Origin of the sequence: Leptospira sp. WS58.C1, assembly GCF_040833995.1 — a bacterium.
GTDB classification, from domain to species: Bacteria; Spirochaetota; Leptospiria; order Leptospirales; family Leptospiraceae; genus Leptospira_B; species Leptospira_B cinconiae.
In genome coordinates this window covers 2,926,316-2,952,278 of sequence record NZ_CP162137.1, presented here as the reverse complement: position 1 = coordinate 2,952,278, position 25,963 = coordinate 2,926,316, and the positions used below count along the sequence as shown (strand labels likewise).

The following is a 25,963-nucleotide window of genomic DNA, read 5'->3' as shown; positions in this document are numbered from 1 at the left end:
GAGAAGGCATGTTCTTATTCCGCGGAAAAGATTTCGGTATTGTATTTCAGTTTATTCTAATATTCTTTTCAATATCCTCGGGGGTTTTTGCCGAGAAAAAAAGTTTCGTTTATTATATAGAATGGAAAGAAGTAAAAGGAAGCCGCGGTTATTTGGTGGAAGTAAGAAAAGCGGAACCTTCTCAGGAATTATTTTTAGAAAAGAAGGTTTCCGAGAACGAAATAGAATTCTCCTTAGAAGCAGGTACCTACGAGTACAGGATCGCTGCACTCAATAGATTCGGAAAGCCTGCTTCTTATACTCCATGGACCAATTTTAAAGTTGAACAAGACCGTCCGAAAGCGGTCGCTTTGGCGGAAAAAGAAGAGGCTAGTAAAGGAAACAAAACCTCCAAGTTTGTTTGGATCCCGGGCACTGGATATTATTCCAAAGGAGAACGTTGGAAGTCCTACAGTATTTGGGCCTGGTTCGGGGCTCTTGCCTATCTTGGAAATTCGGAACGAGAGGCCGGGAATATTCTCGCCTCAAAGCCGTTAAACGATCCGATGAATATTGCGGTCTTAAGTTTAAATCTACCTTCTTCCTTTACTCTTTATCTTTGGCAGGCAAGAGAGAACGATAAGAAAGAATATGAAATGCACCAAAACAATCAGGCCCTTATCGGGGGAGTTGCTGTCCTAAGCGTAGCACTTTCTCTTTGGTTGGAAAATAAACTTCCACAAGGAGATTCGGTGCAGTTCAAGGTGAGCCCTGATCGAGGCGGAAATCAAAATACTTTTGCAAATACCGGATTCTCTCAGAACAGATGGGAAGTCCAATATACAAGGAGCTTCTGATCAATGGCTCTTCGAATTACCACTTTACTCATTTTTCTTTCCGGTTTTTTTAGCTCCGCTTGTTCCAAGCCGTTTCCCGGAGGAGATGAACTCATCCTCTTAGGGATTCTTGGAAAAACACGTTATCTGTTCGTTACGACTTCCCCCAATACGGGAAACTTGGGCGGAGTTGGAGGTGCGGATCTTATCTGTCAAAGTGCAAAAACTTCAGAAGTCCCCGAATTACCCGGTTCCGCTTTGGAATACGTTGCATTGATCGCGGCTTCGACTCGGGTACCGGGAGGAGCGGGCTGGCCTCTACTTGCAAATACGAATTATTATGCGATGGATCCTGGACAGACTCTCATATTTCATACGAACAGTTCCGCGATCCCTGTGGTCCCGATGGATAGTGCGACCGGAATTCCTGGAGCAGGAAACTATTGGACGGGTATCAGTATGACTTTTGGAGTAGGAGATACCTGTCTTAATTGGGGCGATGGTACCGCTGGGCAATTCGGAGAATACGGAGCCCCCGCAGACAATACCATTGGGGGATTCAACCAAGGCTTCTCGGATGGATGCGATCAGCCTAAAAGCCTACTTTGCGTTAGAAATTAACTCTCTACGATCCCTGCCCGGATGGCGTAAACTACCAGGTCCGCCACTTTGTGTAAGTCCAACTTCTTCATGATGTTTGCCCTATGCACCTTTACGGTTGCAGGCGAGATATGAAGAAGTTTCCCTATTTTCTCGTTGGAATTTCCTTCTGAGATCAATTTTAAGATCTGTCTTTCTCTGTCGGAAAGAACCGAGAATACTGACGGACCTTCTTCCTGGAGTTCTCCGGTCTTTTTGCGGCCGATATTGGAAAGTACACGAGTTGCGATCCTTGGGCTTAAATATGTTTCCTTTCTGCGGACCGCATCTATCGCTCTGAGTAGATCTTCTCCTGCGTCGTCTTTTAGGACATAACCGTTGATGCCAAGGTCCACCAGTTTCTGGATGTATTCTTCGTTATCATGTCGGGATAGAATGATGACCTGGACTTTGGGATAATATCTTTTGACTCCTTTAACGAGGTCGATACCGCTAACTCCCGGCATGGAGATATCCGTGATGAGAATATCAGGCTCTAATTTGCCTATCTCATCTAATGCCTGTTCGGCGTTCCCGTTTTCGCCGATGATCTCCAGATCGTTTTGTCCGGAAATGATCAGCCGAAGACCTTCTCTTAAGATCGCGTGGTCGTCTACAAGATAGAGTTTGCAAACGGAGGGTTGGGCGTTCATACTTTCTCCTTGGAACGTTTTTTTAACGGGATCCTTAGCACGTATTGAGTGCCTTTATTGGGCTCCGTTTCTAAAAAAAGAGTACCGTTTAGGTCCTCGGTTCTTCTCCGAATATTTTCCAATCCGTATCCGGTAGATTTTATTCTGGCTTCTTTTTCTTTAAATCCTTTTCCGTTATCTTTTGCAGAAACTACCAAAGTATCATTCTCCGAAAAGATCTTCAACTCCACTTTATTCGCTTGGGAATGTTTCAGAATATTAGCGCAAATTTCCTGTAAAATTCTGAAAACTTGGTTCTGTATTTCCTGTGGAATTTTTTCGGGAACCTTGAACTCGGATTTTACTTTAATTTTTTGTATCGGAAAAATTTGATTCGCTAGAGATTTCAAAGCGGCCTCCAGCCCTAGTTCTTTTAAGGAAGTAGGTTGCAAATTTGTGTAAATTTCGCGGAGTTCTTGGCTAGCTCGATCGATGAGTCCTAGACCGGAGCCGAAAGATTCAGGATGCTCCTTCTCGGATTTTTGATACGCTTGGAAATGTAATTTTGCAGCAAGTATAAGTTGTCCAACTCCATCATGAAGTTCTCTTGCGAGTCTGGATCTTTCTTCTTCTTGGGAAGCTAATACCTGTGTGTGGAGAGTGGCGATCTTCTTCTCTAACTTTTTATTCTCGGTGATATCTTTTAAGATCATTCCAAGGCTGTCTTTGAATCGGAAAATAGAATATCCGTAAGACTTCTTTCCTTTTCTGAATTCCTGGTTCTGTAATTTTGTTTTGAGAGCCTTGTGAAGATTTTCTCTTAGGTTGGCTTCTTCCTTTGAATCCAACTTTAATAGATTGAATAGATTTTTGCCTACTGTGCTTGCGAATCTGAGTTTGAATTCTTTTCGAAAGGATGCGTTTGCAAATCGGACAATATTGTTTTCATCCAAGGCAACGATAGGAGAGATCTCCTCTACCAAGGAAAGGAATTTAGAAGCCTGCTCCTTACCGGAGTAAGAGCCAGATTGTTTGGTTTCTTTTCGTTTGAGAAGTCCTGAAGCCACTTAAAGTTCAGGATATAGTCCGGCTTATGGATCGAAAAGAAAAAAACCCCTCCCCTCGGCCGAATGAGGGAAGGGGGAGGTTGCTTTTACTCTTTCAGGAGTCCCAAATTAGGGCGTAGCGGGAAACACATCCGAAGTATTCGGAGTTCGGAACCAATCCGAATTAGTGGTTCCAAGAGATTCATACCAAGTTTTAAAAGTAGGATACGAATTTCGAATATCCGTAGCTTCGTAAGGCCATTGGAAGTTTCCAGGTACAAGAAGTACCCAAGGGAAACCGGAAGCATCCCTATAGATGTCCTTACCTTCCGCATCGAAGTACCTTCCTGCAGCATGTATATCTTTACCGGTATTGACGACTCTTATGAACGTATCGTAAGGAGCAGGTCCAAGCGCCAGTTTAGAGATCGGTTCGGACAGAATAACTTCCAATTTTGCCGTTTTTCCTTTTATGAAAACGGTATCCGTTCTGGATGCGTTCGACTTGGAAATTGTAGTAGAGCTATTTCCTAAAATTTCCAGATCAGCAATCGATGTCGGAGTTCCGCTTAAGTTTTCTTCCAAGGTAGTCCCGTCTGCAGCGTAGCGGAGAAGTGAATAACTTGCCACACTTGCTCCAGGTAAACCGAAACGGAGAGTATGATTGTATCCGGCGCCTTTCGCAACATGAGTGAAATAACCCCTCACTCGTACTACTTCGCCGAATTTATTCAGGTCTTCTTCGAAATAAGAACGGATCACATAGTCGTTGAAGTCCGCATCTCCTTGTTTCGGGAATAAGTCTTCGTACGATGTGGTGTAATAATCTTCCGCAGGAACACGGATCGAACTCACTCTTGTCGGATCGTTCGGAAATACGTCCTCGAAATCTTGGACACCGTCTCCATCGGAATCGATGATCTGTTGGCCGGTCGCTGTGAAGCTGATAGAGATCCTTCTATCTACTTTACTTACCGTCGCGATGGAAATGTCTGCTTCGTAAAACTTGCCGTACGCTTCTACGGTTAGATGAACTGTTTTAGTATCGCCATCTACCGTAAAACTACCCGTAACTTCTCCGCTGGGATTCGTATAAGCTTTAAAAACCGATTTATTACTAGGAGCACCGGGAACGGCGGAAGGCACTGTAACTTGCACCATGGACCCGTTCACAGGAGCCACAGGATCTATGACTTGAACGTTAACTGTGATTGTGCGAGTGGTATCGAATACGAAATCTACCGGAGCGGTCTCGTCATTGATATCGATCCCGAAATCGGTAGGCCCGGAAGGAGCCTCCACTGGAGTTGCCCCTGCTACCAGACTCATCAACCAAGCGTAGTTCGGATCGCTGGAAGACGTGCAGGACACGAAAGAGATACTGAGAGAGGCTAAAAAGCAGGTTAGGATTTTTTTTGTCATATATGCACCCGTAGGGATGTCATGATTATGCTTATCTCTCATCAATACGCAATACACCCGAAGGTATAGATTTCCGGAACCTTCGGCTAATACTATTTTTGGTACTTTGTTCGAATGAGATCTCTAATTGCCGGAATTCCGGCGAATTAAAGAGTCGCTTGGAAACTTTCTAAAGCTTTGGTCCGGAAAGAATGGAAATCCCCGGAAGAGAAAAATTTACAATGTTTCAATACTTCATCAGGGATCTCGGAGAACTTGGCTTCTTCGTTGTTGATCTTGATCATCATATCCCCCAGATAAATAGGGAAAATGATCTCTTTGTACTGTTCTTCCGCTAATTGGGGCCTATGATGATATTCCATCGTTTTAGAGTATAGTTCTGGGAAATTCCATTTTTCCGCGATGAGCGCTCCAATCTTAGTATGAGTAATGCCGAATGCGGCTTCTTCCATAGAAAGAGAAGATGCGATCTCTTTGGATGCGGAATAATTTTGGATCTTACCCATCCGTTCTTCTTCCAAGGATAGAAGAATGATCTCGCCTATATCATGAAGAAGCGCCGCCGACATCAAATTACTCATAGCTTCCTTAGGAAGATTCAATCTTTGGGCGATCAATTTACAGTAATATGCACATTGATTGGATTTTTCCCAGATCGTTAAGAAGGCAGGGAACTTGTTCTCCAGGATCTGTTTTGTTCCGAGAGAATATAACAAAACCTGCAATTCTTTCAAACCGATCAGTTGGATCGCTCTATCCAAGGACTCAACTTTGTTCCCTCTGCGGAAAGCCGCCGAGTTGGATAATTTCAGAATGTTTGCAGAAAGAGCCACGTCCTTCTTTACCATCTCGGCAATCTGACTGATGCTAGAATTCGGTTTATCGATAGCTGCTTGGATGTCTTGGATTGCTTTCGGGAAGGTAGGAAGTTGGTCTACTTCCTTAATGATCTCTTCCGCCTTTTGGATCTGAACGTTCTCTTTTTGGATCTGGATCGGAATATCTATGATTACGGATGTATTATTGCCTTGGCTTTCTACCTTATAGGAACTCGCGCCCAAGCCGTCGTTTTTTAACATCATTAAGGTCATGATGAGCCCGAGACCTGCTCCTTCCGTCTCGTCCCCTTTTTCTAAAAAAGCTTCCGCAAGATCGTTATACGTTTTTGCTTTTTCGATCCTCTCATTGATACGATCCACTTCTTCCGGACTGAGTTTTACGTTATTCATCACTCGGATGCGGATGGTATCCTTATTATGAATGAAGGAAACTAAAACAACGTAATTGTTTTTAAAGAGAAGATCTTCGTATTTCTCCTTATTATCCAGATAAGTTTTTTTAAACCCTGTGATCTTACTACGATACACGCTCGGATTTTGGATATCTGCTTGCAGTTCTCTAAAATAGATCCTTTTGATATTTGCTTTGATGGTGTTCGTGATGGTTTCTTTTAAGGCAGCAAGAACAGAGTCCCTCACGAATATGATATCCAAATGTAAAAGATAACGATCCAAGGTTTTGGAGAGAACGCTGTCTACACTCTCCGTAAGATTAAAAAATTTAAAATGAAACGGGATATTCTCCGAAATGGGATGATCCAGGTCTTTCAAATTGCTGAATATACCGTGGTCTTTGTGATGGAAAAGTTCTAGGGTTTTCCCTTGGCTCATATCATAACTCTGAAAAACGTTAGTGGTCTTTGTCAAGAATTAGCGAAACTTAAAAATGAAAAATAAGATTCTACTAAGCGAATTATACGGATTAAACTTGGAAAAAAATACCGATCGGAAAATTTATCTTTCCATTCTTGTCGGAAATAAATTTCCAAAAACGTCAATGGTAATTAGTCCTTTTGGACTAAACCATCACTCGATCGAGTAGGAAAATTCTTGGCATAACAGGTTGAATAAAAAGCGACTTTGGTCTGGAGAGGAGACTTTTTCCAAAAAAGTTACGGAATGATCATTCAATAAAAAGGTTGCGCCAAAATCCTGAATTTGATGAAATTAAATCTTGGTTCTCTACCAGTCCGGATTTCCGGCAGAATGTTAGAACTTAGGAGACCCCTCATGTCCAGCACAGCTACACAACCGGCGAGCTCAGTCTCTTCCGCCTCCGGCGGAACGGCTTCTTTTCCTGCTCCGAACCCTAAGGAGATGCAAAGAGTATTCGATGCTCAAAAACGTCATTTTCATAAGGTTCTGAAAGTTTCCAAGGCGAAGGATCGAATCGTATTATTGAAAAAATTACTGGCGGCAGTGGAAAGACTGACCCCGGAGATCAAACAGGCTTTACAAAAGGATTTTAGAAAAGCTCCTCACGAAACGGATCTAACGGAGATCATGCCTTCTATCGCAGAATTAAAAGATGCGATCCGACATGTTAAAACCTGGATGAAACCGGAAAGAGTAAAAACCCCAGTGTCACTTTTCGGTGCGAGAAGTTCCATTTCTTACGAACCAAAGGGAGTAACGCTGATCATTTCTCCATGGAACTATCCGTTCTATCTTGCGATTGCACCGTTGACTGCCGCACTTGCAGCCGGAAACACTGCGATCATCAAACCTTCCGAATTTACACCCGAAACTTCTAAACTACTTACGAAACTAGTAAAAGAAACCTTTCAAGAGGGAGAAGTAGCCGTATTCGAAGGAGATCACACGGTTTCCACCGCTCTAATGGAGTTACCATTCGATCACATCTTCTTCACGGGGAGTACACATGTAGGAAAGATCGTAATGGCTGCTGCGGCAAAAAATCTTTCTACAGTGACATTGGAGTTGGGAGGAAAATCTCCGGCGATCATCGTACCGGGAGCGAACCTGAAAAAGGCGGCTCAAAAACTGGTTTGGGGAAAGATCATGAACGCAGGACAAACCTGTGTGGCGCCTGATTATCTACTTCTACCGGAAGGACAAACGGAAGAATTCGTAAAACAAGCGAAGGCCGCTGTAAAATCTTTCTATGGAGAAAGTTCTGCGGACATTAAGAATAACAAAGATTTCTGTCGTTTAGTGAACCAAAGGAATTTCCAAAGAGTTTCCGGTTATATTCACGAAGCGGTTGAAAAAGGTGGAAAGGTAGTAATGGGAGGAGAAACAGATTCTTCTCAAAACTATATAGAGCCTACACTGATTGCCGATGTTCCAGCAAATGCAAGGATCATGGAAGATGAGATCTTTGGACCGGTGCTTCCAATCCTAACATACAAAAACCTGGATGAAGCAGTGGAGAAGGTTCTTTCCAAACCGAAGCCGCTTGCACTCTATGTGTTCGGAAGTAATAACAAGTATATCAACAAAGTCCTCAAGGAAACATCTTCCGGAGGAGCTGCGGTGAATGACGTTATCGTACATTTGGCGAACCCGAATTTACCGTTCGGAGGGATCAATCACTCCGGACACGGTAGTTACCACGGCTGGTGGGGATTCAGAACATTCTCTCACGAGAAGTCCGTCTTTAAACAAGCCCCATTCTCTTCGATTGAAATGTTGTATCCACCTTATACCGGCTTCGTGGATAAAATGCTTCAATTCACCAAGAAGTTCTTCGTTTAAGAACTTCCTCTACTTTCTTCGATTTGAAAGCCCTCTTCGGAGGGCTTTTTTGTTTTTAGGGGCGGTTCCTCACTTCGTTCGGACCGGGCTACTACGGGTTCGCGCATTCGCGCTCATCCTGGCTTCGCCAGGACTAAAGCCCTTCGTATCCCTGCCGCAGCGACCCATAGGGAGCGAGGCAACGACCGCGAAGCGAGTCGGTGGCCGAAGGCCAAACGAGCGAGGAGTTAAATCAAAACCAAAAGTTTGAATCGAAAGCTTACCTAAAATCACCGCACAGCATTTATCCGCAGCGACCCATAGGGAGCCGGTGAGCGATTATGGTGCAGTTTGTTTGATTTGAAATTTAGCTTCGCTTTGCTCAGCTACCCTTCGGGAATCTCACTCCCTATGGGTCGTTCGATTGGCAACGACCTTGCGAGCGATCCGTAGAGAGCGAGCAAGCTCGAGATAGACGGAGGCGTAATCGAGAGCACCCTAAGTTTATTCGAAGCGAGTCGGTGGCCGAAGGCCAAACGAGCGAGGAGTTAAATCAAAACCAAAAGTTTGAATCGAAAGCTTACCTAAAATCACCGCACAGCATTTATCCGCAGCGATTGTTGAATTGCACACGAACTGGCAAAGAGGAAACGGTTCTTTCGTTGGAGTTCCAACCTGGGTTGAAAAATGGCCCCCACCCTGGTTCGGGTGGTGGAGGAGGGCTCGTGGGAGAAGTTGATTTCTCCTATATCATAAAATCTTAAAATTTACAACTACATTTGCGGCTGAATTTGTAGGAGTTCCAACATTGTCACGCGAAAGGAATTTTCTTGACTTAGTGAATGTAACCGCGGCAGCGATGCGCAGGGGAAGTCCGAAGGACCGAAGCGAAAGCGTAGCCCGTAGCAGCGCGGCCCGAGCTTAGCGAGGGAGCCGCCCCAAAAGCCCTAATCCTTCCAGGAATTTGTCCGTGTATTTCCATGGTCTTTTCTTACCGAAATCGAACATGATACAATGAGAGACGGATTCGCAGGAAACTTTGCCGTCGGATTTTCGTATCAATTTTTGAAATGCCTTACATCTCGAGCCAGAGATCTCACCGAACTGAGTTTCGATTAGCGCGGTATCGGGATAGCGGATTTCCGCTTTGTAATCCGTTTCTCCTCTTAGGATCATCGGTCCTATGTTTTCGGATTTCATTTGGGAGAAGGAGAGGCCTGCTTCTTCTAAAGCGACCATTCTTCCTTCATGAAGAAATACTTGGAAGTTTCCGACATTCAAATGTCCGTTAGGATCACATTGGCTCCAAAGGACCGGGATTTCATAAATGAATGATTTAGAGATTTGCATATCCTTCTCCTGTTCTTCCTAAACTTGAAATAGAAAGGATTTAGAAAAGGGGAAAAATTGTTTTATATCAAATTATTTATTGGTTGGAAAAACAAAGTATAGTGCTAAAAACTTCTCCAACCCAAATATAGATAAGATGCTCCCAAAAGGATACAAACGGGTGAATATAGAAGATAATCGTATTTTGCGAATTTAGTATTTTTGATTTTTTTAAAGTAGCCAACTAGTCGAAAATCTCCGATGGCTCTTCCTATAAAAATGAGTGAGATTAATAGGGAGAAGATTGCACTCGTTCTATTTGGCGAGAAAATATTACCGGAGACCCAAAGAGCTACTGCTCCGAATGCGAAAAGAACAAGCGCAACAAGTAAGGTTAATCCTCTTCCCGGAACAAATGTAGGTTTGCCGTTGGTTTCCGGAATGACCGCGACTGATGTTAATTTTCCACCGAATGCCCAGTAGACATGTAATGCAGATAAAAAAAATAGAATTCCTCCTGTGAACAAACCGATCAATTTCTCTATCTGCATTTGGAACCTCTACTCTTTATGTACGTCCCGATATAGAAGCATGTCCAGCAATCTTTCTTCTTTTTCCGGATCAAAACCGCAGGTATAATCGAAAGTTTTAGGATTTTCGTAGGTCCCGAAAAGCATATCCCACCAAACTATATCTCCGTAATTGTTTTTATGTCTTCCGTATTGGTGATGTATTCTGTGCATCTCCGGTCTTTGGAAAAAATATCCGATCCAGCGTGGAGTTTTGATATTTGTATGATAAAAGAATTCTCCAATGGCGGTGCAGAAAGTATAAACTGCTCCCGCTTCATAGCTTAATCCTAAAATCACGTAAATTAAGATACTTCCTATGATAGAATTAAGAATCATTTCTCCCGGATGTTTGTAGAAGGAAGTGATTACTTCGAGTCTTTGAGGACTATGATGGATTTGGTGAAATCCTCTCCAAAGAAAATCAAACGTGTGTCTCCATCTATGCCACCAATAAAAAATGAAAGTGGCGATAAAATAAGCAAAGAGTCCACCCATTGCTGGATTCAGAAATTTTGATATATGAAATATTGAATTTCCATAAAACCATTTTTCCCAAGTGAAACCGGCTAATACCACTATCACTAATTGGATAAAATTTACTAAGACGACTCGGATCGGCCAAGTTTTTACATAAGGCAATTTCCAGCCGGGGATGATTCGTTCGATTGCTAGGCATATCCCAGCTATAATAAATATTTCAACTAACATACTTTATTCTTACGTTATTTGCCTCTGGTATATTTTGAGGATAAGAACTTGGTCGGAAAAATCGGGTCCCGAAAAATATCGGAAAATTTTTATATGAGGGATTTATTTTTTAAAGATTGAAAGAACGAAAATCGTCTAAACGATTTCTTACTACGGATTAGGAGCTAATCCCCGAAAAAGTGCAAATATCCAATTTTAAATCCGCGGTCTATATTCGAATCTGTCCTTGTTTGCCATAGCAAGGAAAAAGTTAGATATCCGTTTTGGTTTATTGGATATTGGACTCCCGGTGCGACCACAAAATAATCCGAGTACGGCGTAATCGTATTCGAGACGGTAGTCCTATGACTAAATTCTAAAAGTAGATTCGTCTTGGACGTTAGACTATAAGAAAGAGTGAGCCCTGAATATAAGAATCTTTTAAAATTCTCTTCCGCGGTTTCTTTTCCGGAGGAATTGGTTTCGGATTCGAAGTTCGCGGTCGTTTGGATGGAGAATGCGCCGAATCTTTTTAAGGCTCCGAAATACGCCCGGATCAAGAATAGATCCGGGTTGATATCCGCTTCCTTTGGTTGAGAAACGGAAGGCCCGAAAAATTGGACCCCGCCCCCGAAGGATGCAAGATCCGTTTTTACATAATATTTTACGCCTACCGCCCAACGATCCCAACCGCTCCAGATCTTTCTAGTTGTGGCATAATGATCAACGTATCCGTAACTTGCAGTAACTGAAAATGAATCCGTAAATTTTATTTCTCCTGCGGCGGAGAGTTTTCGATCTCTTTCGTATCCATCTTCTTGTCGGGGGGTTCTGTCTGTGGCTGTTCCGGATACGTAAATTTTATTATATACTGCCAATTCCTGGTTGAGGTTTGGATGCACCGGTCTTTCTTCATTTCCTGGAGCGGATAAAACTGGAATTATAAAAACGGAATATATGAAAATCCAGACTTTAAGGCTTTTTATTCTCATTATTATGGCTTTATTCGTTTAGATAAAGGATTGGAAAGAAGGGTTTTAACTGCTCTCTTACGGCTTTGGAGAGAACATAATATCCGTTTTTATTGGGATGATTTCCATCGCTCAGCATATCGTTTTGGATCAATAGTTCCGTGTCTATTCTTGGGACAAAATTAATTCTTTCTTTCATCCCTGCATTGATCATTGCGACCGCGAGTGTAGGCCATGGAAATTCTACATTCCAAAGATTTAATGCAACTACATGTTCACATCTTGTTACAAGGATTTGTATACTTTGGATCTGTCTATCTATGGTCGCATCTACCTGGCTTTGGGTGGGAGAATAATTTCCTAAAAAATCGTTGATCCCTCCTTCATAGAGACAAGCGTTGTAACGATTCTTATCGTTCTCCACGGAAGAATGGATTTCTGCGGTGTCTATCCCGGGAAAAGCGAACTTGACCGTATTAAAATCCGAGAGTTGTTCTTGTACTGGCCAGGAGGCCACGATACTGTCCCCATACATTGCCAAAGAGGGTTTTGAAAGATAAGAGACTAGTTCTTCCGTATTAGAAGAAGGTTCTTTGTCGCAGTTATTGAAGAGGGATATTAAAAGCAGAAGCAAGGTCAGGTTTGAGATTGTTTGCAACCTTCTACCAAAACCTTTCCGCTTCCGCATAAAACATTCTTTTTAAATAGAATGTTTTGATTAAACTAATTTTTTTGCCGCTCCGATTGCAGCTTCATAATTCGGCTCGCTTGCGATTTCCGGAACTAACTCCACATATTGGATAGTATCGTCCTTATCCACAACGAATACGGCTCTTGCAGAAAGTCCTTTTAAACCTCCATCCGCAATATGAGTTCCGTACGCTTTAGAAAAAGAAAAATCCCTGAATTGAGAAAGTGTGACTAGATTCGGAGAATCCAACCCTTCCATAGTGCAAAAACGATTCATTGCAAAGGGTAGATCACCTGAGACAACCAAGGTTACGATCCCATCCAGCTTAGTCGCTCTTTCATGGAACTTTTTGGTTTCCATGGCGCATACGGATGTATCTAAACTTGGGACTGAAACTAAGATTTTCACTTTTCCGTTATAATCTTTGAGAGACTTGGAGCTTAGGTCTTTTGCCGTTCCGTTAAAATCGGGAGCCTTTGCTCCTACTTCTACTAATTTTCCTTCGAGTTGAACTGGGTTACCTTTAAGAGTGACGCTTGCCATTTTTATTTCCTTGAGATGGGATGATATGTCGAAAGCCGATTAGAGCAACGAAAATCCTTTTTTGGACTTCCTTTTCGGACTAAGGTGAGATATTAAAAAGTTCTTGCAAATTTTTATGAGTAAATCGTGAATATCTTCAGCGGTTTATCCGTCATTTTCTACAAAATGAATACATTAGGTCTACAGTCTAACCAAACCCTTTGGGTCGTCCTCTGGATGGTGGTAGTGGTCACGCTACCCTGGTTATCCTTTACGCCCTAAGGTTCTTTTGTAGGCAGCAATCCTCGAAAAGCCCCTCTCGGCGTAAAGCCGAGGGGGGCTTTTTTTATTTCTACATTGTGAGGCAAAAATGGAAACGATTACTGAAAAAAACAAGGCCTGGCTTAGAGAAGATAAGATCCCGCAGAATGGAGCGGAACTGATCGTTACCTATTTAAAAAGAAGAAGGATCCATAACGTATATGGGATCCCTGGAGGCGCCAATCTACCGTTATACGATGCGCTTCATAATAGCGGAATACGTCATATCCTTGCCAGGCATGAACAGGGTGGAGGATTTATGGCTCAGGGAGAAGCCAGGATCACTAAAAAACCCGCAGTATGTCTGGCTTCCTCCGGCCCGGGAGTTACAAATCTGATTACGGCGATTGCGGATGCGAAATCGGATTCAATACCGTTAGTCGCAATTACGGGCCAGGTGCCTTTATCTCTCATTGGAACGGACGCTTTTCAAGAGATCGATACTTATGGATTATCGGTACCAATTACTAAAAAGACTTATTTAGTTCGTTCCGTATCGGAACTCATTCGTATACTGCCGGAAGCTTTCCAAATTGCGGAAGGTCCCAGGCCTGGTCCTGTTTGGATAGATGTACCCAAGGATGTACAAGCTTCTCCTATTTCGCTTTCTATGTCCCAGATAGAATCTATTTGGAGTTCTCAGGAAGAAACAAATCCTCCTAATATCTTTATCTCGGAAGCGGACATACTCAGGTTTTATTCTCTATTAGAAAATTCTAAAAAACCTGTTTTATATATCGGCGGGGGAGTCAAGAGCTCCGGCGCAGAAGATCTGATCTCGAAATTGGCTAAGACCCAGGATATTCCTGTAGTTTGCACTTTGATGGGTTTGGACTCCTTTCCTCAAACTCATGAATTGTCTTTGGGAATGCTTGGTATGCATGGCGCTCCTTATACGAATCGATTATTATCGGAGTCGGATCTTCTTTTGGCGTTCGGGGTTCGTTTTGACGATCGAGCCACAGGAAAGTTGGAAACATTCTGTCCGAACGCAAAAGTGATCCATGTGGACATCGATTATAAGGAAATCGGAAAGTTAAGAAAGCCGGATTTCGGATTCTGTTCCGACCTAAAATATTTTTTGGAGAATATGGGAGATTTCCCCACGCATAAAAGAGAAGAATGGAGAGAGCAAATCCGTTCTTATAAGGAATTGTATCCTTTAAATTCGATTCCTAATTCGAAAGGTTTTTCTCCTCGGGATATTATTTTGTCCGTTTCAAGATCCTTAGGTCCGAATGCAAGGGTCAGCACGGATGTTGGACAACACCAAATGTGGGTAGCCCAATATTATCCTTTCCGTAAAAGCGGAACCTTTTTAACTTCCGGCGGACTAGGCACTATGGGTTTTGGTCTGCCTGCGGCAATCGGGGCTTCTCTTGCGGATCCCAATTCTATGATCGTTTGTTTTTCAGGAGACGGCTCTATCCTGATGAATATCCAGGAATTGGATACTCTGAGCGAGTTGAAATCGAATATTAAAATTATAATATTCGATAATCGTAATTTGGGACTCGTTCGTCAACAGCAGAATTTGTTTTACGGTAGCAGGTATAACGGGAGTTCCTATCCTCCCCATTCCAAGTTTTCCAAAATCGCAAACGCTTTCGGAATCCCTAGTTTGGATCTGGGAGAGGCCGGAAAAAGTTTAGAAGACCTGGAGGATTTCCTGAAAGAGAAAGGTCCCGGGCTGATCGTTGTCCCGATCGATCAGGACCTTCAAGTTCTTCCAATGGTTCCTCCCGGAAAAAGTAATCTGGAGATGCTCTTAGGTTGAAAAACTCCGTTTACATACGGTTTTATTTACAAAATGATTTCTCGGTCGAAATTTCGGTCGAGAAATCAGGAGATCCTTTATTTTCGTCCGTTCCGTCTATCTTTACTTTTAGTATCTCTTGGTGGCCCCGCCCGGGCCAAATCGTACTTTAATATTCCTTTTTTCTAATGTGTTGCAAGGCCTTTCGGGCCTAATATTAAGGAGACGACTATGTCCATAGAAATACAAAATATCAGAAAAGAAGCAAGTTCACTTTTTCCAAGACCTATTCTCCGGCCATTCCCCTTAAAGGAACAAGGTGTCATGGAATATTTCCGAAAACTAATGGAGGAAACCGAGGTTGCACTCTTATTCGAAAGTTTGGGACCGGAATCGGATAATTCCAGATACAGTTTTATTTCGGGCTTTCCTAAGAGGATCTTCAAAGCAAAGGGAGACCGATTGGAATGTAACGGAGAAGAGATCGGTAAAGGAAATCCATACCGGTTGTTTTCCGAAATTTTTCCTCCCCGAAAATCTTTCTTAGAATGTACGGAAGCGGGCGGGGGAGGTCTCTACGGTTATCTTTCCTATGAGGCTGCTAACGATATGGAGCCAAGTCTCCTTCTCAAAGAACATCCCAAATTTCCTAAGTTTTGTTTTGTTTGGATGGAAGACGGGATCCTCTTGGATAGAAGGACGGGAGAATCCAAATATTTTCATTACGGAACGGATCGATACTCTTTGTTCGAAGAGATTTTTAAAAAGAAAAACCCCGAAAAAGGAAAATTCCAATCAGTCGATTTAGGTTTTTCTAAAACAAAGGCGGAACACAGAATGATGGTGGATGAAGTTTTAGAAGAGATCCGAAAAGGAAATACCTTCCAATGCCAAGTGGGCTTTCGAAAAACATTTTTGGTAGGAGATGGCGAGACTGCCGTATCCGGAAGAAGAGGTGATTTCGAATTATACAAATCGGTGCGAAAAATTAATCCTTCCCCTTTTATGTTTTTTATGAGTTTTCCGGGGGAAGTTCATCTGGGAGCGAGTCCCGAACTTTTATTTCGTTTAAAAGATGGACTTGCGGAAAGTTTTCCCTTGGCCGGAACCATTCGAAGGGGAGCTGACGAAGAAGAAGACCGAAAGTTTGCGTTACAACTTCTTTCCGATCCGAAAGAGATCGCAGAACATAATATGTTAGTGGATCTGCATCGAAATGACCTGGGAAGAGTTTCCAAATTCGGAACCGTAAAAGTGAGAGATTCCTTCGCTCTCAAAAGGTTTAGCCATGTGCAGCACCTCTCTACGGAAGTTTCAGGAATTCTAAGAGTCGGTCAGGATATGTTTTCCGGATTGGCTTCTTCTTTCCCTACCGGAACGTTAAGCGGTGCTCCAAAGATAGAATCCATGAAGATCATCCATAGGATAGAAAACGATCCGAGAGGTCCTTATGGAGGGGCCGTAGGAAAGTTCGGTTTCGATGGAAATTGTTCCTTTTGTATTCCGATCCGAAGTTATTTCAGAAAGGAAGAAGAGGCAGTTGTCCGAGCCTCAGGTGGGATCGTAATGGATTCGGATCCGGACGCGGAATACGAAGAGATCGGTCATAAATTAGGAGCTGTTTTGAAAGCGATAGAGGCAATCCAATGAAAGTTTTGATAGTGGACCATCACGATTCATTTTCCTATAATTTATTTCAACTCGTCGGAGAAATTTTAGAAGAAGAGTTCCCATACAGATTTAGATTGGATGTGATCCGTCAAAATGAAACGGATGTTTCTAAAGTTTTAAAGGAAAGGTACGATAGAATTCTACTTTCTCCAGGACCCGGAACTCCGGAAGAACCTGAATATTTCGGCTGTTCCATGGAGATCTTAAAACAATTAGGAGGAGAAATTCCTATCTTAGGAGTTTGTCTCGGAATGCAAGGGATGGCTTATTTTGCTGGAGCAAATATTATAAAAGCGGAATATCCTTTGCATGGAAAGATTTCCGAGATCAAAACGGACGGTAAAGGAGTTTATCGGGATCTTCCTACGAATCTCAAAGTGATGAGGTATCATTCTTTAGTCGTGGATGAGAACTCTCTGGGAAAAGAATGGGAAAGGACCGCCTATGCAGATAACGAACTGATGGGTATACGGAATCTAAAAAAAAGAATGGAGGGTGTACAATTCCATCCTGAGTCATTCGCTACGGAAGGAGGAAGGAAGATGCTTTCGAATTTTTTAATATAACAGTCCATCCGAAATGGGCTGCATATCGATCCCCTAAGTTTGAGGACTGAATAAGACTTTAGGAAGCAATAGTGGAAGGAAAATTTTTCAAAAATTCTCGGATCTTTTCTCCGAGGTCCTCTAAACGGAAAGGTTTTCCTAAATAATCGTCCATGCCGGCCTCTGCACATGCTTTTCTGTCTTCCGGGCTATCATGGGCAGTGACTGCAATGATCCAAGGAACCTTTTTGGTGCCGGGTTTCTTCTTTAGGATCCTTGCAGTTTCTAATCCGCTCAATTCCGGCATTTGGATATCTAAAAGAAGAAGATCCACATCTTTCTCCTCCCAATAAGCCAAGGCGTCTATTCCGTTGGAAACAATCGTACATTGTAATCCTAACTTCTCCAGCATCTTTTGGATTAACTTTTGGTTTACGGGATTGTCTTCCGCGACAAGTACTTTCAGTTCCCTATGTTCGGAAAAATCGAAATTACTTCGATTTTTAGATTCTGCTATTTTAATTTTTTCCGAAAGATCCGCTTTTGGAAGGGTCATTTCTAAAACGAATCTGGAACCTCTCCCTAATTCACTTTCCGCGAATATATTCCAATCCAATGCCTTACAGATCCTTTTACACAAAGAAAGCCCTAAACCTGTGCCACCGTATTTTCGGGAAGTGGAAATATCGGTTTGAGAAAATGCTTCGAATAAGGCCGCCATCCTATTTGTTTCAATGCCTATACCGGTATCTTTTACACTTAAAGAAACTGTAATATCGATCTCGCTTTCGGATCTTAACTCCAATTCTACGGTAATCCCACCTTTTTCCGTGAACTTCAAAGCGTTGGAAACTAAATTGGAAAGAATCTGTCTGATCCGTATGGAATCCGATTTTACGTCAATACTTTCCCTTGCAGGGGGAAAGATCGTTTTAAATGCCAATCCTTTCTTAAATGCCTTGTCGGAGGCTTCTTCCGCATATCTTTCCAGAAGAGAGATCATGTCGAATTCTTTAAAACTAAAATGTAAGGAACCGGATTCGGCTTTGCTGAAATCAATTACGTCATTGATCAATCGGATCAGATGTTCGGAACTCTCCGTTAAGGAATTTAAATATTCCTTATGAAGTTCCGGATCCTCAGTTTGATGTAGTAGATCGACCATTCCGAGGATACCATGTACAGGTGTCCTGAGTTCATGGTTCATATTGATAAAGAATTGTTCTTTCGCTTTTTGTAATTCTAATGCCACAGCCTGTAGTTGGATCAGCGACTGAGATTTGGCATCTAACTCCATGAAAGAAACCACTGAATTTGCCAGCGCTTCTAAAGCTTGTATTTCCACCTCGGATATTTTTTTAGGTTGTGTATCTAATACACATAAGGTGCCCAGAACGTAACCATCAGGGGTTCTTAATGGAGCGCCGGCATAGAATCTAATATTCGGTTCATTTAAAACAAGGGGATTTTCCCGGAATCTATCATCGTTTAAAGCGTCTTCGACAACCAAAACTTTATTTTCGTAAACGGCAAATTGACAAAAGGAAATTTGGCGAGGAGTCTCTTTGACATTTAGACCCATTCTAGCCTTGAACCATTGCCTTTCTGAATCGATGAGGGAAACCAATGCGATAGGTGTTCCACAAATTAGGGAGGCAGCCTTGATAATACCGTCGTATTTTTCCTCGGGCAGAGTATCCAGAATTCTATAACGTTTTAATGCATGTACCCTTTCGTCTTCGTTTTTGGGTAAGGGAGCGACGCTATAAGGAAGATTTTCCATAACCAAATACGATACTCTTTAGGACGAAAAAATAATGTAGTATAATCTACATTTAAAAGTAAAAACACAAGCATTTATCCGATCAATAATTTATACTTAAGGTTAATCATGTATCACTTGAAAATTACGAATTCCTAAGATTTTACCTTGGGAAAGGATCTCCTGCAATTTTCGAATATCCCTTCTCGTATTTTTGAATATCTTGCAGAAGATCCAGTATCCGAAAATTTTATATAATCCGGACAACTCCATTTGACTTGTAAAGAGGATCTTAGTATCCGTATCGGAACCTTTTGGGTCAGGGTAGAAGGAGAATGTCTCGGTCTGATCCGAAAATCTACTTTTGATCCGGAATACCAATCTACTAGGATATTTTGATTCTATAATCCTGTATTCGAACTTACACGGGAAAAACCAAAATCTAACTTTTACTTGAAAACCGGAAGTACTTTCATTCTTCTTAAAAGAGAGGATGTTTCCAGACCAGTCCGGAAAACGTTCGAAATTAGAAACGTAATCGAACGCTCTACTTAAAGAGATCGGCACAGTAAAAGCAATCGTTGTCGTCGCCATGGAAACTTCTCTCTTACCTTAAAAAGAATTCCCTTAGGACTCTTTTTTGAGTCCAATGTAATATAGGGAGGAAATATGGGTTTTAGACGAATAACCGGAACAAGAATCGCCGAAAAAACTATCGAGGGTGGAGGATTTCCAGTCCGCAGACCTTTTCCAGTTCCGCAATTTTCTTATTGGGATCCTTTTTTGCTTTTGGACGAAATGGGACCGGTTGTTTATGAACCTGGTAAAGCGATCGGAGCTCCCGATCATCCTCATAGAGGTTTTGAGACCGTTACGTATCTATTGTCCGGAGAAATGGAACACAGAGATTCCTGGGGACATGCCGGAAAATTAAAAGAAGGTGGAATTCAATGGATGACTGCGGGGGCAGGCCTTGTGCATTCGGAACTTCCTTCGGCTGATTTTCAATCCAGAGGCGGAAGAATGCACGGATTCCAGATATGGGTCAATCTCCCAAGGGATAAAAAACTTATTTCCCCGAAATACCAGGAAGTGGATTCTTCCGAGTTGCCTGTGGCAGAAAAAGACGGTGTTTGGGCAAAGGTGATCGCAGGAGAACTTTGGGGAACGAATGCAGTGATCCAAACTCAGACACCGATTACGTTCTTCCATTTGAAACTTTCTCCGGGTTCCTATGCTGAAGTGCCTGTACCAAAAGATTATAATATTCTGGTATATCCTTTCGTGGGGGAAGGTACTGTTATTGATACGGATGCCGAAGTCGATCTCGTAGAAGGGGAAACAGTCTTCTACCAAGGGGGAGAAGGTAGTATAGGCCTAAGAGCTCCTGAAAATTATGCCTGGGAAATTTTGATCCTTGGAGGACAACCTTTGAACGAACCTGTGGCACGTTATGGCCCTTTCGTGATGAGCACTCCTCAAGAGATACAACAAGCCTTCGAAGATTATTCGGCTGGAAAAATGGGGACAATATAATTCCCCATTCATGGAAGAAACCCAAACCAAAAAATTAGCAGTGATCGGCGGCGGCGCCGCCGGTTTTTTCGGAGCTATCCAGACTAAAATTCTTTCGAAAGAACGAATATCGGTCCAACTATACGAAAAATCCCCTAACGTATTATCCAAAGTGAAAATTTCCGGAGGAGGACGATGTAATGTCACCCATTCCTGTTTCGATCCGGAAGAATTGTCCAAACGTTATCCAAGAGGGGAGAAGGAACTCAAAAGAGCATTCGAGATGTTCCAGCCCAAGGACACGATCCGTTTTTTCGAATCCAGGGGAGTAAAATTAAAAACGGAAAGTGACGGTAGGATGTTCCCCGTCACCGATAATTCCGAAACCATCATCAATTGTTTATTGGAAGAAGCGAAAAGATCCGGAGTCAAGATACGTACTAAAATTTCTATATTAGGAATTTATAAAAATGAAGATCCGAACGGTAAAAGGTTCAGGATACAAACCGAGGAAGGAGAGGAATATTTCGATTTCGTTCTGGTCGCAAGCGGTTCTTCTCGTAAAGTATGGGGATGGCTGGAAAATATGGGACACACTATAGAATCCCCGGTCCCTTCTTTATTCACATTCGAGATATCAGATCCGTTATTGGACGGATTCCAGGGACTGACAGTTCAGGACGTAGAAATCATATTCAGAAATTCTAAACTAAAACAAAAAGGACCGATCCTTTTTACTCATTGGGGATTAAGCGGTCCTGCGGTCCTAAAACTTTCCGCTTGGGCGGCACGTGAATTATTTGATACCGATTATAAAGCGGAACTGCTCGTAGATTGGGTGCCTAATCTCTCTAGACAAAAATTGAGGGAGATATTTTTGGAGAAAAAAAAGGATAGTCCTGCCAAAAAACCGGCAAGTCGTTCCGAGTTCGATCTCCCGTCCCGATTTTGGGAAAGGGTCTGGGAGAAGTCCTGCGGTCCCGAAAAAAGATGGTCCGAAATCTCTTCCAAAGAATTACACCAAGCGGAAGAAATTTTAAAGAGAACCGTCTTGAAAGTTTCCGGCAAGGGAGTTTTTAAAGAAGAGTTTGTGACTTGCGGAGGGGTTCGCCGCAAAGAGGTGGATTTTTCCAAAATGGAAAGTAGACTCCATCCAGGGCTTTATTTTGCGGGAGAAGTATTGGATATAGACGGGATTACGGGCGGATTCAATTTCCAAAATGCGTGGACCACTTCTTATATTGCGGCAAAAGCTATGGCTGATATTTAGTTCCAAGGATCCGGATAAGAACTAAACCCTAATCGATTTCCGTCGGGATCCTTAAGATACTTCGTAAAATCCGTTTTTTCTATAAATGAATTTCCGAATAGGGAATCTATCAGATCTCTTTCTTCCTTTTTTGTGGCGGAGAAGATCAATGCATGGGGAGCTTTGGATATTTCTTCCTTTTCGATCATGATACGGATGGTTCCCGCTAAAAACCAAGAAGATCTAAGTCCACCGTCCCGGTAAAAATGATCTTTTTCGAAGGATAATCCCGGGATGGATATATAAAAATTTTTTAATGTTTCAGGGTTTTGAGTGGAGATCGCGATATGATGGATCATTCCATAATCACCAGATCCGAATATTCTGGGTGTCGCTTCAGATAGGTTTGTACAAAGGAACAATTCGGGATAACTTTTTTCGTTTCGGCCCTTGCAGTCTTTAGAGCAGCTTCCGCAAGCTGGGAAGCGATCCCTTTCCCTCTAAAATCGGTCGGAACAAAGGTATGATACAGGTCCCAAACATGGGAGCCTATCTCCCTATAAACTAGGTGAGCTTCTCTTCCGTCTTGTAGGATCAGGAATTTTTTGCCGGCGACATCGTGTTGGACTGAGTTCATTTTGCCCTCTATGGATTCGACTCTCTTCGGGTAAGCTTTGCAGAGCTAAAACAATATAAATCGATCAAGTTTTAAAAATCAAGCAAACGGAGGTTCCGCCGATATTTTTCAGATCAAGCTCGGCCTTAAGTTGGTTGCATAAAGAACGAATGATCATTAATCCCAATGAGGAATCCTGGTCGTATTTTTTGGAAGAAGTCTGGCCGAACCATTCTTGGATGCCAGGCATTCCTACACCGTCGTCTTTCACGGTAAGATGGATCTTATTCTCCTTTACCTTTAGCTGAACGAAAATATTCCCTTTGGCTTCACTCGGGAACGCATGCTTTAGGGAGTTTGACATCAACTCGGTTACGATCAAACCGCAAGGGATCGCCTTTTCCATAGAAAGTCTAACCGGATCTAGATCCGCATCGAAGCCGATCCGATTCCCGGAGGGAAAATAAGAAGTAACTAGGTGTCTTAAAAGGGATTCCAAATATGTCTTCATATCCACATTCGCAAATTTGTCCTGCTTGTAGAGATGATCATGGATCATCGCCATTGCAGTAATCCTATTCTGTGCCTTGGACAGAATTTCGGAAGTAGCCGATTCGCCGGAATACATGTTTTGTAAGTTCAGCATTCCGGAAACGATCTGTAGATTATTTTTGACCCTATGGTGGATCTCGTGAAGTAACACTTCTTTTTCCCTTAAATTTTCCTCCAAGGTCCTTTCTATTTCGATCCTTGTCGCGATCTCTTTTTCTAGAATACGCTTAGATCTGTATATATGAGCTTTTCTTAATCTAAGATTGGTAAGGTATTCGTGTCTTCTTTGTACACTTTCCTGTAATCCTCTCATTAGAATAGTAAGGGGAACACATACGATGGTATTTGCTATTAGAAAGTTCAAACCAACGACATATAATCTTTCCGGAGCCATGTGCCAAGGAAGGTTCATGTAAAATTGCGCTCTGGATGCAATAAAGACCGCGATCATATTCGCCAAAAGACCGAGTAGAGAAGGGCTCAAACCGAATAAAACTCCTGCAAGTACCGGAAAGGGAAACAACCAAAGTAATCCTCCACCTTCCGGCCCTACAAATATCAAAAGAGATAGTCCTAAACAATAATTCATCGTAAGGACTAAGGTAGCTTTAACGGAAAAATTTATTCCTTTAACCAATAGAAGAAGGTAAACCAATCCAAGTGAGAACGAATCTATCCACAATACTTCCGTCTTACCTTCCTTCCATGCGAGATACACGCTCGGAAAATACACCACTGTCCCAAGTATTGTCATAGTGAATAAGATAGAAGTTAAGATGAGTTCTCTCCAAAAGGAAAGTCCGGAAGAGACCGGAGCTTTTGGAGTTAGATATCCTTGGATCGATTTGAAAATCCGATCAAGTGGACCGGACTTTTGTCCTTTTTCCATATTTGTTATGAATAGACTACTGGAATCTATCAAAACAATGATACTCTAGTTCGAATAAAAAGCGGTAGAGAATTTTAATTGTTTCTATTTTCATAATGAATTATGTAAGATCCTTTTTCTCTTCTTTAAGTAATAGGTGGAAATCGAATGAATATTAGACCCTTATGGTTAGGCTTTTGATTTTTCAGTCATCTAGATCGTTTTTTAAAACAATTTTTCGTCGTGAAAATTGCACGTTATTCGAAAGACTGAACGATTCTTAGGATAAAAAAAAGAGGCCCGAGGACCTCTTTCAAGTTGGTAGTTAGGTATAATTGGTATGACTTATTTTTTAGAAATCGCTCCGTCCAAGGAAAGTTTTCCTCCTCCCTTGATCACTAATGCTAAGGAGATCGCTACCATCAGTAGATGGAATTCGAAACCTTCTCCTTTTTGGCTTCCTGCCCAGTTCATAAAGAAACCGTATTCTGCGTGAGGTAGTATTGCTACCGTCATTGCGACTCCGATCCCTGCTGCGGCAACTCTTGTTAGAAGACCGGAAAGTAATCCGATTGGCCCCAAAAATTCTGCGATAAATAAAAGTATTACTAAAAAACCCGGAAATCCTGCACCGGTTAAGTATGCGTATGTTCCGGAGAATCCGTATCCGCCGTACCAACCTAGTACCTTTTGTGCTCCATGTGGGAACATCACAACTGCGAGAGTCACTCTTAGGATTAACGATGTTATATCCGCGTCCGTTTTGAGAATTTTCTGAATCATGCTCACCTCCTAAATGATTCGTGTTCATATAGTCTATTGGTTAATAGTTTATTATTAAAGTAATGGGCCGAAAAATCCGAAAAACATAGATCCCTCCTAATTATTACGCGGTTTTGAGTCCGACAGTCTTACAGATCTGTCCTAAATTTTTGAGTTCTTCATCGCTGAGGCAGGACATCTTGCCCTTCAGCTGTTCCAAATAATCAGGGAAAGAAGTCCCGATGAGCTCCTTTCCTTTGTCGGTAAGATTGATAATAAAATAACGTCTGTCCTCTTCGCTTCTAACTCGGAGTACTAAATTTCTTTTTTCCAAATTGTCTATGATCTGCGTGATATTTCCCTCGCAGGAAAATATTTTTTGACCGATCTCTTTTTGGCACATCGGGCCCAGATGGTAAAGAGTTTCCAAACATCCGAATTGGCCGCTTGTCAGATTGTATTGGCTGAGGAATTTTTCCTCCATTGTGCGGATAGAATCCGCACAACGACTCAATTTGATGTAGGCATCGAGCACCTTTACATCCCTTGGTTTTCCTTTATAATGAGTGGCCATAATACTTTAAGATTGAACTATTAATGTATAGACATCCCAGAAAGAAAAAAGTCAACAAAAAAAGAAGATTAACCCGGTCGATTACGCCCCGGTGGGGTCCCAACAGGTCCGGAAGTCCTCATTCCAGGTTTCCATTTCAATCAGATCCGGCTCACTGAGCTTAAAATCGAATACTTGGGAATTTTCCAAGATCCTTTCTTTTTTGACCGATTTAGGGATAACTACCAGGCCTTTGTCGATTGCCCATCGGATTAGGACTTGCGCGGGAGTTTTTCCGTATTTTGATGCGAGCGCAACGAGTTTAGGGTCGGAAATTTTTTTGCCATGGGCGAGGGGGCTATAAGCTTCCAACATTATATTATTTTTTTTGCATGTGTTCAATAGTTCGTTTTGATTTAGGAATGGATGGTATTCTACTTGGTTCACTGCGGGAACGATCTCCGCATATCGGAATAGTTCCTGTAAATGTGGAACGGTATAGTTGCTTACTCCTATCGCTCGGACCAAACCTTCTTTATATGCTTTTTCTAATTCTATCCAGGCTTGTTTTCTGGTACCTGCAACCGGAAAATGAATTAGGTATAGATCGATCGTGTCCAGACCTAAGGTCTTTAAAGATTCATCCAAATATTTTCGCGGATTTTTTTGGTCGCTATTCCATAACTTTGTTGTGATGAATAATTCCTTTCTGGGGACTCCGCTCTTCTTGATCGCTTCTCCCACATCGGATTCGTTCCCGTAAATTTTTGCGGTGTCTATATGCCTATATCCGAATTCAAGTGCATTTAAAACAGAATCTATACATTCTTTTCCGGATCTTGTTTTCCAAACTCCCAGCCCTAAGACCGGCATCTCAACTCCGTTGTTAAGCCGGACGGATTGATCTAATACTAAATTTTGCATTTGTTTT

At 42.2% G+C, this 25,963-nt stretch carries 26 protein-coding genes; 8 read left to right on the top strand and 18 right to left on the bottom strand.

The features are described from left to right. Window positions 1-8: 8 nt before the first annotated feature. Both AB3N61_RS13500 and AB3N61_RS13495 read left to right on the top strand, forming a co-directional pair. A complete protein-coding gene (locus tag AB3N61_RS13500; protein ID WP_367897830.1) occupies window positions 9-836 on the top strand; it encodes a fibronectin type III domain-containing protein in 828 nt (275 codons plus the stop codon). Between the two features lie 3 nt (window positions 837-839). Continuing rightward, window positions 840-1,436 (top strand): DUF1554 domain-containing protein, encoded by a 597-nt coding sequence (locus tag AB3N61_RS13495; protein WP_020770339.1) that lies wholly within the window; start codon window positions 840-842, stop codon window positions 1,434-1,436. Here the strand turns inward: AB3N61_RS13495 and AB3N61_RS13490 are convergent. From AB3N61_RS13490 to AB3N61_RS13475, 4 genes are all read right to left on the bottom strand, one after another. Beyond that, complete coding sequence (locus AB3N61_RS13490; protein ID WP_020770534.1) at window positions 1,433-2,107, bottom strand: response regulator; 675 nt, start codon at window positions 2,105-2,107, stop codon at window positions 1,433-1,435. The two genes, AB3N61_RS13495 and AB3N61_RS13490, sit on opposite strands and share 4 nt — an antisense overlap. Next, window positions 2,104-3,153, bottom strand: coding sequence for a sensor histidine kinase (locus AB3N61_RS13485; RefSeq protein WP_020770321.1), 1,050 nt, complete (start codon window positions 3,151-3,153; stop codon window positions 2,104-2,106). The genes AB3N61_RS13490 and AB3N61_RS13485 overlap by 4 nt, the downstream gene beginning before the upstream one ends. Before the next feature lie 108 nt (window positions 3,154-3,261). Beyond that, a complete protein-coding gene (locus AB3N61_RS13480; RefSeq protein ID WP_020770527.1) occupies window positions 3,262-4,554 on the bottom strand; it encodes an LruC domain-containing protein in 1,293 nt (430 codons plus the stop codon). Between the two features lie 146 nt (window positions 4,555-4,700). Beyond that, complete coding sequence (locus AB3N61_RS13475; protein ID WP_020770468.1) at window positions 4,701-6,224, bottom strand: HDOD domain-containing protein; 1,524 nt, start codon at window positions 6,222-6,224, stop codon at window positions 4,701-4,703. Between the two features lie 486 nt (window positions 6,225-6,710). Here AB3N61_RS13475 and AB3N61_RS13470 point away from each other — a divergent pair, with 486 nt between their 5' ends. Then, window positions 6,711-8,111, top strand: coding sequence for an aldehyde dehydrogenase family protein (locus AB3N61_RS13470; RefSeq protein ID WP_232421022.1), 1,401 nt, complete (start codon window positions 6,711-6,713; stop codon window positions 8,109-8,111). Window positions 8,112-9,011: 900 nt separating this feature from the next. Here AB3N61_RS13470 and AB3N61_RS13465 read toward each other — a convergent pair. The 6 genes from AB3N61_RS13465 to tpx form a co-directional block, all read right to left on the bottom strand. Then, the gene (locus AB3N61_RS13465; protein ID WP_020771008.1) at window positions 9,012-9,440 is read right to left on the bottom strand and encodes an acyl-CoA thioesterase; all 429 of its coding nucleotides are present in this window, start codon (window positions 9,438-9,440) and stop codon (window positions 9,012-9,014) included. 104 nt (window positions 9,441-9,544) lie between these two features. Then, window positions 9,545-9,970, bottom strand: coding sequence for a DUF3995 domain-containing protein (locus AB3N61_RS13460; protein WP_020771003.1), 426 nt, complete (start codon window positions 9,968-9,970; stop codon window positions 9,545-9,547). 9 nt (window positions 9,971-9,979) lie between these two features. Continuing rightward, a complete protein-coding gene (locus AB3N61_RS13455) occupies window positions 9,980-10,699 on the bottom strand; it encodes a sterol desaturase family protein (protein WP_020770989.1) in 720 nt (239 codons plus the stop codon). A gap of 164 nt (window positions 10,700-10,863) precedes the next feature. Next, window positions 10,864-11,670, bottom strand: a complete 807-nt coding sequence (locus AB3N61_RS13450; protein WP_020770984.1) for a hypothetical protein — start codon at window positions 11,668-11,670, stop codon at window positions 10,864-10,866. Between the two features lie 10 nt (window positions 11,671-11,680). Next, window positions 11,681-12,307 (bottom strand): SGNH/GDSL hydrolase family protein, encoded by a 627-nt coding sequence (locus AB3N61_RS13445; RefSeq protein ID WP_367897829.1) that lies wholly within the window; start codon window positions 12,305-12,307, stop codon window positions 11,681-11,683. A 60-nt stretch (window positions 12,308-12,367) separates the two neighbouring features. Continuing rightward, on the bottom strand, window positions 12,368-12,883 hold the full coding sequence (gene tpx / locus AB3N61_RS13440) for a thiol peroxidase (protein WP_020771011.1): 516 nt from the start codon (window positions 12,881-12,883) through the stop codon (window positions 12,368-12,370). Window positions 12,884-13,232: 349 nt separating this feature from the next. Here tpx and ilvB point away from each other — a divergent pair, with 349 nt between their 5' ends. The 3 genes from ilvB (at window position 13,233) to AB3N61_RS13425 (ending at window position 17,176) form a co-directional block, all read left to right on the top strand. Next, the gene (gene ilvB / locus AB3N61_RS13435; protein WP_367897828.1) at window positions 13,233-14,960 is read left to right on the top strand and encodes a biosynthetic-type acetolactate synthase large subunit; all 1,728 of its coding nucleotides are present in this window, start codon (window positions 13,233-13,235) and stop codon (window positions 14,958-14,960) included. 210 nt (window positions 14,961-15,170) lie between these two features. Then, window positions 15,171-16,589: an anthranilate synthase component I family protein gene (locus AB3N61_RS13430; RefSeq protein WP_367897827.1), complete on the top strand. Its 1,419-nt coding sequence runs from the start codon at window positions 15,171-15,173 to the stop codon at window positions 16,587-16,589. Next, window positions 16,586-17,176: an anthranilate synthase component II gene (locus AB3N61_RS13425; protein ID WP_020770985.1), complete on the top strand. Its 591-nt coding sequence runs from the start codon at window positions 16,586-16,588 to the stop codon at window positions 17,174-17,176. Before AB3N61_RS13430 ends, AB3N61_RS13425 begins: the two co-directional genes overlap by 4 nt. 58 nt (window positions 17,177-17,234) lie before the next feature. Here AB3N61_RS13425 and AB3N61_RS13420 read toward each other — a convergent pair whose 3' ends face one another. Together AB3N61_RS13420 and AB3N61_RS13415 are read right to left on the bottom strand one after the other, a co-directional pair. Further along, a complete protein-coding gene (locus AB3N61_RS13420; protein ID WP_367897826.1) occupies window positions 17,235-18,938 on the bottom strand; it encodes a response regulator in 1,704 nt (567 codons plus the stop codon). A 102-nt stretch (window positions 18,939-19,040) separates the two neighbouring features. Further along, window positions 19,041-19,511, bottom strand: coding sequence for an LIC13081 family protein (locus tag AB3N61_RS13415; protein ID WP_367897825.1), 471 nt, complete (start codon window positions 19,509-19,511; stop codon window positions 19,041-19,043). Window positions 19,512-19,586: 75 nt separating this feature from the next. Here AB3N61_RS13415 and AB3N61_RS13410 point away from each other — a divergent pair, with 75 nt between their 5' ends. Next, window positions 19,587-20,453: a pirin family protein gene (locus tag AB3N61_RS13410; RefSeq protein WP_020771018.1), complete on the top strand. Its 867-nt coding sequence runs from the start codon at window positions 19,587-19,589 to the stop codon at window positions 20,451-20,453. A 10-nt stretch (window positions 20,454-20,463) separates the two neighbouring features. After that, window positions 20,464-21,702, top strand: coding sequence for an NAD(P)/FAD-dependent oxidoreductase (locus tag AB3N61_RS13405; RefSeq protein ID WP_367897824.1), 1,239 nt, complete (start codon window positions 20,464-20,466; stop codon window positions 21,700-21,702). Here AB3N61_RS13405 and AB3N61_RS13400 read toward each other — a convergent pair. The 6 genes from AB3N61_RS13400 to AB3N61_RS13375 form a co-directional block, all read right to left on the bottom strand. Beyond that, window positions 21,699-22,040 (bottom strand): VOC family protein, encoded by a 342-nt coding sequence (locus tag AB3N61_RS13400; protein WP_367897823.1) that lies wholly within the window; start codon window positions 22,038-22,040, stop codon window positions 21,699-21,701. The genes AB3N61_RS13405 and AB3N61_RS13400 overlap by 4 nt on opposite strands. Further along, on the bottom strand, window positions 22,037-22,318 hold the full coding sequence (locus tag AB3N61_RS13395) for a GNAT family N-acetyltransferase (protein WP_020770987.1): 282 nt from the start codon (window positions 22,316-22,318) through the stop codon (window positions 22,037-22,039). The genes AB3N61_RS13400 and AB3N61_RS13395 overlap by 4 nt, the downstream gene beginning before the upstream one ends. Before the next feature lie 64 nt (window positions 22,319-22,382). Further along, complete coding sequence (locus tag AB3N61_RS13390; protein ID WP_020771007.1) at window positions 22,383-23,738, bottom strand: sensor histidine kinase; 1,356 nt, start codon at window positions 23,736-23,738, stop codon at window positions 22,383-22,385. Window positions 23,739-24,062: 324 nt separating this feature from the next. Further along, the gene (locus AB3N61_RS13385; RefSeq protein ID WP_367897822.1) at window positions 24,063-24,500 is read right to left on the bottom strand and encodes a DoxX family protein; all 438 of its coding nucleotides are present in this window, start codon (window positions 24,498-24,500) and stop codon (window positions 24,063-24,065) included. Window positions 24,501-24,603: 103 nt separating this feature from the next. Further along, window positions 24,604-25,053, bottom strand: coding sequence for a MarR family winged helix-turn-helix transcriptional regulator (locus AB3N61_RS13380; protein WP_020771002.1), 450 nt, complete (start codon window positions 25,051-25,053; stop codon window positions 24,604-24,606). A gap of 81 nt (window positions 25,054-25,134) precedes the next feature. Beyond that, entirely contained in the window at window positions 25,135-25,956 is an 822-nt protein-coding gene (locus tag AB3N61_RS13375) for an aldo/keto reductase (RefSeq protein WP_367897821.1), read from the bottom strand. Window positions 25,957-25,963: the final 7 nt, after the last annotated feature.

Coding starts and splice junctions, on each gene's coding strand:
- AB3N61_RS13450 (WP_020770984.1), bottom strand. CDS start 11,670: ATGAGAATAAAAAGCCTTAAAGTCTGGATTTTCATATATTCCGTTTTT.
- AB3N61_RS13465 (WP_020771008.1), bottom strand. CDS start 9,440: ATGCAAATCTCTAAATCATTCATTTATGAAATCCCGGTCCTTTGGAGC.
- AB3N61_RS13395 (WP_020770987.1), bottom strand. CDS start 22,318: ATGAACTCAGTCCAACACGATGTCGCCGGCAAAAAATTCCTGATCCTA.
- AB3N61_RS13495 (WP_020770339.1), top strand. CDS start 840: ATGGCTCTTCGAATTACCACTTTACTCATTTTTCTTTCCGGTTTTTTT.
- AB3N61_RS13500 (WP_367897830.1), top strand. CDS start 9: ATGTTCTTATTCCGCGGAAAAGATTTCGGTATTGTATTTCAGTTTATT.
- AB3N61_RS13380 (WP_020771002.1), bottom strand. CDS start 25,053: ATGGCCACTCATTATAAAGGAAAACCAAGGGATGTAAAGGTGCTCGAT.
- AB3N61_RS13475 (WP_020770468.1), bottom strand. CDS start 6,224: ATGAGCCAAGGGAAAACCCTAGAACTTTTCCATCACAAAGACCACGGT.
- AB3N61_RS13490 (WP_020770534.1), bottom strand. CDS start 2,107: ATGAACGCCCAACCCTCCGTTTGCAAACTCTATCTTGTAGACGACCAC.
- AB3N61_RS13455 (WP_020770989.1), bottom strand. CDS start 10,699: ATGTTAGTTGAAATATTTATTATAGCTGGGATATGCCTAGCAATCGAA.
- AB3N61_RS13390 (WP_020771007.1), bottom strand. CDS start 23,738: ATGGAAAAAGGACAAAAGTCCGGTCCACTTGATCGGATTTTCAAATCG.
- AB3N61_RS13470 (WP_232421022.1), top strand. CDS start 6,711: ATGCAAAGAGTATTCGATGCTCAAAAACGTCATTTTCATAAGGTTCTG.
- AB3N61_RS13460 (WP_020771003.1), bottom strand. CDS start 9,970: ATGCAGATAGAGAAATTGATCGGTTTGTTCACAGGAGGAATTCTATTT.
- AB3N61_RS13405 (WP_367897824.1), top strand. CDS start 20,464: ATGGAAGAAACCCAAACCAAAAAATTAGCAGTGATCGGCGGCGGCGCC.
- AB3N61_RS13480 (WP_020770527.1), bottom strand. CDS start 4,554: ATGACAAAAAAAATCCTAACCTGCTTTTTAGCCTCTCTCAGTATCTCT.
- AB3N61_RS13420 (WP_367897826.1), bottom strand. CDS start 18,938: ATGGAAAATCTTCCTTATAGCGTCGCTCCCTTACCCAAAAACGAAGAC.
- AB3N61_RS13385 (WP_367897822.1), bottom strand. CDS start 24,500: ATGATTCAGAAAATTCTCAAAACGGACGCGGATATAACATCGTTAATC.
- AB3N61_RS13410 (WP_020771018.1), top strand. CDS start 19,587: ATGGGTTTTAGACGAATAACCGGAACAAGAATCGCCGAAAAAACTATC.
- AB3N61_RS13400 (WP_367897823.1), bottom strand. CDS start 22,040: ATGATCCATCATATCGCGATCTCCACTCAAAACCCTGAAACATTAAAA.
- ilvB (WP_367897828.1), top strand. CDS start 13,233: ATGGAAACGATTACTGAAAAAAACAAGGCCTGGCTTAGAGAAGATAAG.
- AB3N61_RS13425 (WP_020770985.1), top strand. CDS start 16,586: ATGAAAGTTTTGATAGTGGACCATCACGATTCATTTTCCTATAATTTA.
- AB3N61_RS13375 (WP_367897821.1), bottom strand. CDS start 25,956: ATGCAAAATTTAGTATTAGATCAATCCGTCCGGCTTAACAACGGAGTT.
- tpx (WP_020771011.1), bottom strand. CDS start 12,883: ATGGCAAGCGTCACTCTTAAAGGTAACCCAGTTCAACTCGAAGGAAAA.
- AB3N61_RS13430 (WP_367897827.1), top strand. CDS start 15,171: ATGTCCATAGAAATACAAAATATCAGAAAAGAAGCAAGTTCACTTTTT.
- AB3N61_RS13415 (WP_367897825.1), bottom strand. CDS start 19,511: ATGGCGACGACAACGATTGCTTTTACTGTGCCGATCTCTTTAAGTAGA.